This window comes from Pedobacter sp. 01T416_2 (genome assembly GCF_056398925.1).
Genome location: NZ_JBFTQI010000166.1, coordinates 1 through 9,033, shown reverse-complemented (window position 1 = coordinate 9,033; position 9,033 = coordinate 1). Strand labels below are relative to the sequence as shown.

The 9,033-nt window shown below is 38.4% G+C and carries 8 protein-coding genes; all 8 read right to left on the bottom strand.

Translation table 11 applies throughout. From position 1 onward, the window contains the following. Positions 1 to 586 (bottom strand): chromate transporter (locus AC1DPQ_RS09375; RefSeq protein ID WP_477608960.1); only part of this gene is annotated, 586 nt, incomplete at its 3' end. A 432-nt stretch (positions 587 to 1,018) separates the two neighbouring features. Then, positions 1,019 to 3,835: a TonB-dependent receptor gene (locus AC1DPQ_RS09370; protein ID WP_477608958.1), complete on the bottom strand. Its 2,817-nt coding sequence runs from the start codon at positions 3,833 to 3,835 to the stop codon at positions 1,019 to 1,021. A 300-nt stretch (positions 3,836 to 4,135) separates the two neighbouring features. Next, on the bottom strand, positions 4,136 to 4,357 hold the full coding sequence (locus AC1DPQ_RS09365; RefSeq protein ID WP_230144600.1) for a VF530 family protein: 222 nt from the start codon (positions 4,355 to 4,357) through the stop codon (positions 4,136 to 4,138). Between the two features lie 20 nt (positions 4,358 to 4,377). After that, positions 4,378 to 4,989, bottom strand: a complete 612-nt coding sequence (locus AC1DPQ_RS09360) for a class I SAM-dependent methyltransferase (protein WP_477581529.1) — start codon at positions 4,987 to 4,989, stop codon at positions 4,378 to 4,380. A gap of 331 nt (positions 4,990 to 5,320) precedes the next feature. After that, positions 5,321 to 5,728, bottom strand: coding sequence for a RidA family protein (locus AC1DPQ_RS09355; RefSeq protein ID WP_477581527.1), 408 nt, complete (start codon positions 5,726 to 5,728; stop codon positions 5,321 to 5,323). Between the two features lie 119 nt (positions 5,729 to 5,847). Next, positions 5,848 to 7,803 (bottom strand): M1 family metallopeptidase, encoded by a 1,956-nt coding sequence (locus AC1DPQ_RS09350; protein WP_477608956.1) that lies wholly within the window; start codon positions 7,801 to 7,803, stop codon positions 5,848 to 5,850. 146 nt (positions 7,804 to 7,949) lie between these two features. Next, positions 7,950 to 8,690 (bottom strand): carboxypeptidase-like regulatory domain-containing protein, encoded by a 741-nt coding sequence (locus AC1DPQ_RS09345; RefSeq protein ID WP_477581522.1) that lies wholly within the window; start codon positions 8,688 to 8,690, stop codon positions 7,950 to 7,952. A gap of 68 nt (positions 8,691 to 8,758) precedes the next feature. Next, the coding region (locus tag AC1DPQ_RS09340) for an ArsC/Spx/MgsR family protein (RefSeq protein ID WP_477608954.1) at positions 8,759 to 9,033 on the bottom strand (275 nt) is incomplete at its 5' end.

The window sequence follows — 9,033 nt, the reverse complement described above, 5'->3', positions numbered from 1 at the left end:
CAGTATAGTTGTTTTCTTTCTGATCAAAAACCAGCCCAGCAACGGCTCCAATGATTATAAGAACAATTGTTACGAGGTAATTCCCTTTAATCAGATCGAGCGTTATAGCTATCAAAAAAAGAAAGATTTTACCGTAATTAAGGGAAATTTCTTTTTTAAACAACTGTAATCCTGTCGACAAAATGATCATACTTACAATTGCCCCTACATATTGCATCATCAAGCTCCAGGATATATTGAGCCCATTTGAGTAATAAACATAAGCCAAACAAAGCATTAAAATACTTGCCGGTAGCAAAACAGCGAACATACTCACCGCAGCACCTAGTTTACCTTTTAAAGAATAACCAATATTGGCCACAACATTTACGGCCATAGGACCAGGCATAAAAGAAGCTACTGTTACGCTGTTTAGTACATCTTCATTATTAATGGTTTTATCCTGCTCAACCATAATGCGCTGAATCAGCGAGACCAAAGCCATATGTCCGCCAAAGCTTACACAGCCAATTTTAAGAAAGGTGAAGAAAAGATATTTAAGTGTTGTTTTTTCTTTGGTTATATCGCCTGCTACTGATAACTCCATCTTCTTTTTAAGATTAACTAGAATGCTTAAACAATATACCATTAATTTTTGCGCAATAAGCGTGAGTCAGATTTCAAAAAAGGCCTGCCTGGCTATTGCTTTTTTGTTTAAGAACCTAATTTATGCGATTTTGAATGCATAAACCACTTAAACACAACGCAAACGTTTGATTAAACCATGAAATTTATCATTTTCATATCAGAACAACATGAAATGTTAAAAAACAAACTCTGCGGATGATGTGAGTTAATCCTTACCTTATGTTTTCCTATGGGCGTTAAGAAATTTGCGCCTTAAAATGCCTTAATTTAACACAAAGAAAATATCGACAAAAGTTTGTGGAGATTCTTTAATAATTACCTAACACAAAGCCCCTAACATTTACTTATCAGAAGTAATTGTCAGYGGCCTTATTAAACCTAAAAGATTTTGCTAATTTACCGTATTACGTGGGTTGCTCCTTTGGTTGTTTGCGCCCACTTTGGTTAACTTGTAATTTAGCGATAAATAAAAATACCGGGTGATGTTGTTGTACCTTACATCTTCAATCCGGCTGCTATTTACAACTCTATCTATGCTGGTATTCTGGTTCAGGATATCAAAACCTTTTAAACTCAGTGTTACCCTTCGTTTCATTAAATATTTGTTTATGCCCGCGTTAAGTAAAAAGTAATTGTTATTAAACCCATCAGCGCGGCCAGCTGAACCGATATGATTCAAATCAGCTTCTATCCGTAAATCTTTAATGAACTCGTAACTTAGATTTAAGGTGTTATTTAGCGTAAAATATTTATTGTCGATCGCCAATTCGGCCGAATTATTTATTTTGGTATAGGCAACATAAGCAAAAATACCAGCATTAAATTTATCATCAATATCGTAGCTCCAGTTAATATTTGGTCCAATTTCGAACCTGTTGGTAATGTTTTTAGCGCCGCTGATAAAGTTTGTTCTATGTTCAGTGAAGAAATTTGCACCATAATTAGTCCTTAAACCTTTAAGTTTTGATGGCATCCCAAAAAATGTTCCGGCTCGCAGGTAATAATTACCATTTACGTTAATCGGCTTCACCGTTTGGATACCATTGTTATAGGTAATATCATTTCCGGTATCATCAAAAGATAAGTTGTAGAGGAAATATCCATTCCAATAGCGGTTATTATCTGGACTAAAGGTATTAAAGTTTACCGATAGGCGATGGTTTTTCCGGCCTTCGAGATCAGGGTTTCCGATTCTTTGATATAATGGATTGGTATTGTTCTGTACAGGCTGCAGATCGGTAACTGAAGGCAGATTAACGCTTGCCCGGTAATTGATAGCAATGGTTTGATTCGCTTTATTTTTAAAATTGACCGTTAAACGCGGCAATAAGTTGTAATACGATTTTTCAATATTGCCAATATTGGCACCTACATTATTAAATACATTGGCATTTAACAAACTTTCCTGTGCATTGAAACCGAAATTATAGGTCCAATCCTTTCCGGTGTAGATAAACCCTAAACCTGCAACTTGTTGGCTGTTATGGTTATCGAAAATATTGGTTAAGGATGGCACAATGCTTTCGTAGCGATCGGTAGTCGGATTATAATCAAAGGTAATCTGCTGCGCATCAACAATGCTTCTTGTATAACCGTAAGCAAGATTGGCACTCCATTTTTGATTTAATGGCCGGGCATAATTTCCGTTGATGGTATAGGTTTTTGAGGCATTTTCCTGATTCGCTAGCTGATTGATATTGGTAACGGCAGTATCACCATTTACATATTGATGAAGCAGCGATTGATTTAACCAGTCAGAATTAAAGGTATTCTGTGTACCATTTAACCGGAGCGAAACCGAGCCTTTTTTATTGGCCAATCTCCTCAGCACGGTAAACTCGCCAAATAAGGATGGGGTGAAATTATGCTGATTGTAATACTGGCTTCCATCATTTGCTTTTCCTGTAGCATCAAAATTAGCCTTGAATGTACGGTTGTTGATGTTGGTGTTACTGTTGAGGATCACATTTGGCCGGAATACCATATCGGTTAACGAATCAGGGTGGTATTCTGCCTTAAAATTAAAGCGGTGTGCTTGATTATTGCTATTGCGGTCGGTATTATCCAGGGTGCGTAAAATATCGCCAGCGCTTAAGTCCTGGATATTGGATAATTTATTACCTAAACCCGAAGAAAAATAGGTAAAATAACTTCCACTGATGGACAGTTTATTGTTTTTGCCCCAGGAATTACTGTAGTTTACGCCTCCACTATGTGTGGTGTAGAGTCCAATGGCATTGTTATCAAAAACCCCACTGCCGCCAATGGTTGTTTTGCCGTTATTGTTATTGATGGAGAAACTTCCCCCCGCAGGTGGGGCAAAAATATTTCCGATATTTCCACCGCTGAAACTACTCAGGTCATCGTAACCGAAACTCGCATCATTGGTATTGTTGCTCATGCCCAGAACAGCAAACTGCAGGTTTTTGTTAAAGTGGTTGGCACTTAAGTAACTTCCATATTTATCGGTTGTTCCTCCTGCAAGATTGGCGTTACCGAACCAGCCCTTTTTCTTATCTTCTTTAATGGTGAGGTTCAATACTTTTTCGCGCTGACCGTCGTCAATGCCAGTGGCTTTCGCTTCCAGCGTTTTGCTGTCAATCAACTGTACTTTGGCAATCGCATCTGCAGGGAGGTTTTTTGTTGCCGTTTTAGGGTCAGTGCCAAAGAAATCCTTACCATCGACAGTTAAGCGGGTAACTTTTTGTCCCTGCACCAAAATACTTCCATCTTTATCAACGGTTACACCTGGAAGCTTCTTCAATAAATCTTCTACCGCTGCATTTGGCCTGGTTTTATAAGCATCGGCATTAAATTCTATGGTATCTTTTTTTACAGTGGCTGTAGCATAACGGCCACTTACAGCTACATCTTTTAAGGTAATGGCATCTTCTACTAATTTTAAAGTGCCAATGTTAACAGCCTTTCCGTTCAAATTAATGTTTTTGGTGATGGAATTATATCCTAAGGCCGAAATCCTGATTTTATAGTCGCCATTGGCAACCGCATTAAAAGAAAATTCTCCGGCTTTGTTGGTTATTACACCTACTTTTTTGGTCGAATCAGTTTTACCGGACAAAATAATGCCCACATATTCAATAGGTTGATCGGTTTTCGCATCAATGATTTTTCCATTTATATTACCCGTCTGTTGTGCGAATACTTTCGTAGATAATACGCACAGCAATATCCATAAATAGGTTTTCATAGTTAAGATTGTCTTTTTTGTTGGTTTGTTTGATTAGCCCTTTTTAAGGTTTCAACTATAAGACACCAAAAACTGAAAAGTGTGACAGAAAAAATATTTTTTTTCTAAATAACCCTTAGGCAGGCCGCCTTCCGAAGTTCGCTCCTACACCGACCTTTGAAACTTCTGAAGTCTGAGGGCTTTGATTATTGAGCGTTTTAAAGGAAAGGCTGCAAGGTGAGATAATTATTGAATGACAGAATGGTTGAATGTTAGAATGAACTGAACAAATGTTGAGTTTGATCACTAGCACATTAGATCTTATTTATGAAACGTATCAAGATATAATTCTTCTACCTTTTTACGCGCCCAGGGCATTCTTCTTAAAAATTTTAAGCTCGATTTTATCGTTTGGTTGTTGTTAAAACAATCGATCCTGATCAGTGATCCCAGTTTTTCCCAGCCGTAGTGTAGCTGAAGATCGGTTACAATTTTTTCTAAGGTGATACCGTGTAAGGGATTGTTTTTTTGCTGTTCGGCCATGCTGCAAAGTTAAGGCAAAATTATCGGGGTTTATATTGTGTCATCCAAACATTTGCACCGCCACAATCAGGGTCGTTTATGATATGGCTAAGCACTTCAAAGTGATTGGATTCAAGCAATGATCGATATTCATCTGTGTCTAAAGAATCATGGAATAAGTTTTCACCACCGTTCAACCCCCAAACCTCTCCTCTATCCGTTCCCGAGGTAAACAACAAAATGCCATTTGGTTTAAGGTGACGTCTAAAAATACTGAACATACCAGGCTGATCGGCTGCCGGGAGATGAAAAAAACTGTGCCAGGCAATTATTGCATCGAATCTTTCATCTAAATCAAGTTTACGCATATCTTTCAGCATAAACTTTGTGTCTGGAAAATTTAGTCTGGCCAATTCTAGCATCTGTGTACTGGCATCGATTCCGAGAACGTTTACATTTTGGCTGATCAGATATTCCAATATAGGTTTTCCGCTGCCGCAGCCCAAATCTAAAATACTTGCATTTAGAGGCACTCGCTTAAGTAAATCGTCCAAATAGGTTTTCTCTTCTAAACCAGCATAGCGGTTTTCGGCAAACCATTTACCCATCTTATTGTAAGCCTTATAAACATTTTTGCGTTCTCCTTTTTCCATCTGTATAATTTTTTCAATTTATTATTAATGCTTTAGCAACATCAAATTAATTATAGCTATATTTTTTTGGAAACAAACGTGCAATGGTTCTTGGCAAATGCAGCCCTGCCATCCGCTTTATCCCGATGAAGAATCGGGATGCCCGCTACTATCAGGTTTAGGATGAAAGGTCTGCTCCTAGCATGGTGCCAAGGCATCGAAGCGATGTTTCTAAACCCGATTGAAGCGGAAGCCCGCAGCGCAGCGAGGACTTTGAACGGAAAGCGGGACTGAAAACCTCCAAGAGAACGGAACCCTTCATTTCCAAAAACACACAACATCAGTTTGTAAATTAGCCAATAGCCGTAGCATCAATTTCGATCAGCATGCCAGTTAGGGCCAATCTTTGTACCGGAATAAGAGTGTTTACCGGAAATTTCTGATCAGGCCATATTTTGTTCGATTCTTTGATCAGGATTTCGTGTTTCGCCTCATCATAATCCACCACCAATGTTGTGAGCTTTGCAATATTGGCCATGGTTAAGCCTTTGCTTTTTAAAGCCAAAGCTATATTTTCGAATACAATACTTACCTGAGTCCTAAAATCATCACTCAGTATGCCATCCATTCTGCTACCACCCTGGCCTGCAACAAATACAAGTGAGGAATTGGCTGAAACTAAAGCAACGTGAGAATATCCATGCGGACGGGGATCGTATATCCCTGCGGGGTTGGTGATTTCTAAAGTAGGTTTTTCCATTAGCTATAAATTAACAGGTGCTAAATTATTCGATAAGAAATAGTAAACCGTCGGTTGTTTGCAATAAAAAACCTCCTGATCTTTATAAATCAGGAGGCTATAATAATTATCAGGCTTAATTAGTTACCCGTAGCTGTCCAGGTATTATTATCTGTGTTCGAATCTGGCAATACTTTATTAGGATCTAAGGTAACGGATTCGATCTCTTCAGTTGTTGGATAACGTACCAACCAAGTCGCATTTTTCATCCAAACATCAACCGGAACTTTTACGATATCCGTTTTACCACTTTTGGTTTTAACCTGCAGGATAATTGGCATTGGCATTTTCTCCAGGTTTACAACTTTAATCGCGTAGCCCACCAATTTATCGTCTTTCTTAACGGCCTCAACACCAGCAATACCCTGATCCATTTTCCAGTTGTTTAACCACCAGCTTCTCCAGAACCAGGCTAAATCTTCGCCAGCACCATTTTCCATCGAACGAAAGAAATCAAATGGGGTTGGATGTTTAAATGCCCAGTTTTTAATGTATTGACGGAAAGCATAATCAAAACGATCTTCACCTAAAATCTGATTTCTCAAGATATCTAAGCCCCATCCTGGTTTATAATATAAATTAACACCTATATTACGCTCTGCCATACCATCAGGCATTAACATCATGTTTTCATAAACCGGATTTCCGATGGTGCTTTTACCAACTTTATTCATATCGGTTGGCTGAGCGGCATACTCACCTTTATTAAAACTACTTTTAGAAATACCGTTGATAAAAGTATTGAAGCCTTCATCCATCCAACCATATTTACGTTCGTTGGAACCCACAATCATAGGGAACCAGGTATGGCCGAATTCGTGATCGATTACGCCCCATGCACCTGCTTTTTTAGCTTTCCAACCACAAAAAACAATACCAGGATATTCCATGCCACCTACATTGGTAGCCACATTAACTGCCATTGGATATGGATATTCGAACCATTTGGCTGAGTAGTGCTCAATGGTAGATTTTACATATTCTACACCACGGCCATATGCATCAACACCGTTGCTTTCTACTGGTTGTGCAGAAACGGCTAGGGATTTTTTACCGCTTGGCAAATTGATCCTTGCTGCATCTAACACAAAAGATTTAGATGAAGCCCAGGCCGCATCGCGTGCATTTAAGATTTTAAATCTCCAGGTTAATTTATCTTTCGCCGGACGGGATTTTGGATCTGTTACCTCTTCTTCTGTACGGATATGAATGGTAGCATCGCTAAGTTTAGCGGCATTCCATCTTTTTAATTGTTCTGGTGTAAAAACTTCGGCAGGATTTAACAATTCGCCCGAGCCCATTACGATATGGCTTGCCGGTGCGGTAATGGCAAAATTAATATCGCCATATTCGCAATAAAATTCACCGCCGCCCCAATAAGGCAAAGTATTCCATCCTAGCACATCATCATACACACACATCCGTGGAAACCACTGTGCAATAGCAAAAATTTCACCATTTTTTGTAGTTAAATGTCCTGTCCTGTCCGAGCCCTCTTTTGGGATAACGAAAGAATAGTCCATTTTAACAGTTACAATATCACCATTAGCTGCCATTGGTTGATCTAAACGGATCTGCATGCGCGTATCTTCTACCAAAGAAGTAAATTTTACAGCAGCAGCTTTTTGCGATACACTGATGTTCTGGATTTTATAACCACCATCAAATTTTTCACCTTGTGCACCATAACGGCTACGCGTTGGTGTAATGGCATAACCACGTGAAGTTTCTTTAAAAGTATTCTGGTCTAATTGCAGCCATAAATAGGGTAATTTATCGGGACTATTATTTTTGTAAGTAATGGTAACGGTACCCGTAACCGTATTTTTAGTTTCATCGAGATTAGCTGTAATGTTGTAATCAACGCGATTCTGCCAATATTTTGGTCCGGGTGCGCCAATTGCAGAGCGGAATTCATTCCCGTTTTGTGTATAAAATAATGGTCCAAAGGCTTCAGCAGGGTTATAATTGGTAGCTGGTGCCGGTGTTGTAGCTTGTTGGGCCGATGCAGAAAAGGCAAAAACGCAACAAATCAAACATAAAGTTATTAGTTTAGTCAATTTCATGATAATAATAAGGTTGTAATCAGGCGGTAAATATAAAAAATAACCACATATAGATTTATATGTGGTTATAATGTTACCAATAATCGCTACAATGCTACCGATAGTAATTAAGTATATTAATTTGCTTTTAACTTCGGCAAATCCTGTAGTTTTCTTTCTTGCGGGGTTAATTTTTTCCACGCTACAAAGGCGCGGGAAATATAATAAGCATAGCGGTATGGCCTTTCTGCCTTTACTGTCTCTACTGAGGGGCGATAAATAATCATGAAGTTTTTAAGTTCCTCACCCTCTAGCTTGGTCATATCCGTAATGGCCTTTGCGGTAAAGTTCTCATCAATTTCCTGGAGATACATTTCCTTTTCCTCCAAATCGGCCTCTTTTCGTTGTTGTCTTCTATATTTACCATAGCCAAGGTTTAGGTTTAAGCCCCCAACCTTGTCGGTTATACGCTTACGGTTTAGGTTTCCACCCGTACTCAATAGCGTATATTTTTCCGCTAATGGATCTTTCGCATCTGTAACCTGACTATTCATCCGCACTGCTGTAATATTTACATCTTTTAAACTGTTCGATTTAACCGGAAGATATATCGTTCTATTTAAGAGGTTGGTTAAGTACAGCGTATCGGTATGATAGCCAACGGCAGAAAACTCTAAAAGATCGCCAATATTGGCACCAATGGCATACTTACCTTCTTTATTTGTACTCGTTGATTTTTTACTGTTCAGGTTTCTGATACTAACACCAGGAAGAGAGAGCGTTTTTTTCGAGTAATCGAAAACCGTACCTGTAGTTACCGTTTGTGCAAAAACGCCAATTGGCAAGGCAAGCAATAGAAAAATGATCAGTTTGTACATACTCAAAAGTAACTTAGTTCGACATTTAAAAGCTGCATTTAACAAACTTTAACATTAGAACAATTGAATCAGGCTAGTGTTTTTAAATAATTGTCATCATCAAATCCAATTAATATGGMTTTGTTGTTTTGCTCAATAATCGGACGTTTTATTGCGCTGGTATTTTCTTTTAAATAAGCTATTGCCAAATCTTGGTTATCAATTTTAGCCTGCTCTTCTTTAGTGAGTTTTTTCCAGGTTAAACCTTTGCGGTTTAATACCGTTTCCCAACCAAAGGTATTACACCATTCATTTAATTTTTCAGTTGTAATGCCTTTTTTCTTGAAATCGTGAAATTCAAAAT

Excerpts from the sequence above, each read along its gene's own strand:
- AC1DPQ_RS09345 (WP_477581522.1), bottom strand. The coding sequence starts at position 8,690 with ATGTACAAACTGATCATTTTTCTATTGCTTGCCTTGCCAATTGGCGTT.
- AC1DPQ_RS09360 (WP_477581529.1), bottom strand. The coding sequence starts at position 4,989 with ATGGAAAAAGGAGAACGCAAAAATGTTTATAAGGCTTACAATAAGATG.
- AC1DPQ_RS09370 (WP_477608958.1), bottom strand. The coding sequence starts at position 3,835 with ATGAAAACCTATTTATGGATATTGCTGTGCGTATTATCTACGAAAGTA.
- AC1DPQ_RS09355 (WP_477581527.1), bottom strand. The coding sequence starts at position 5,728 with ATGGAAAAACCTACTTTAGAAATCACCAACCCCGCAGGGATATACGAT.
- AC1DPQ_RS09365 (WP_230144600.1), bottom strand. The coding sequence starts at position 4,357 with ATGGCCGAACAGCAAAAAAACAATCCCTTACACGGTATCACCTTAGAA.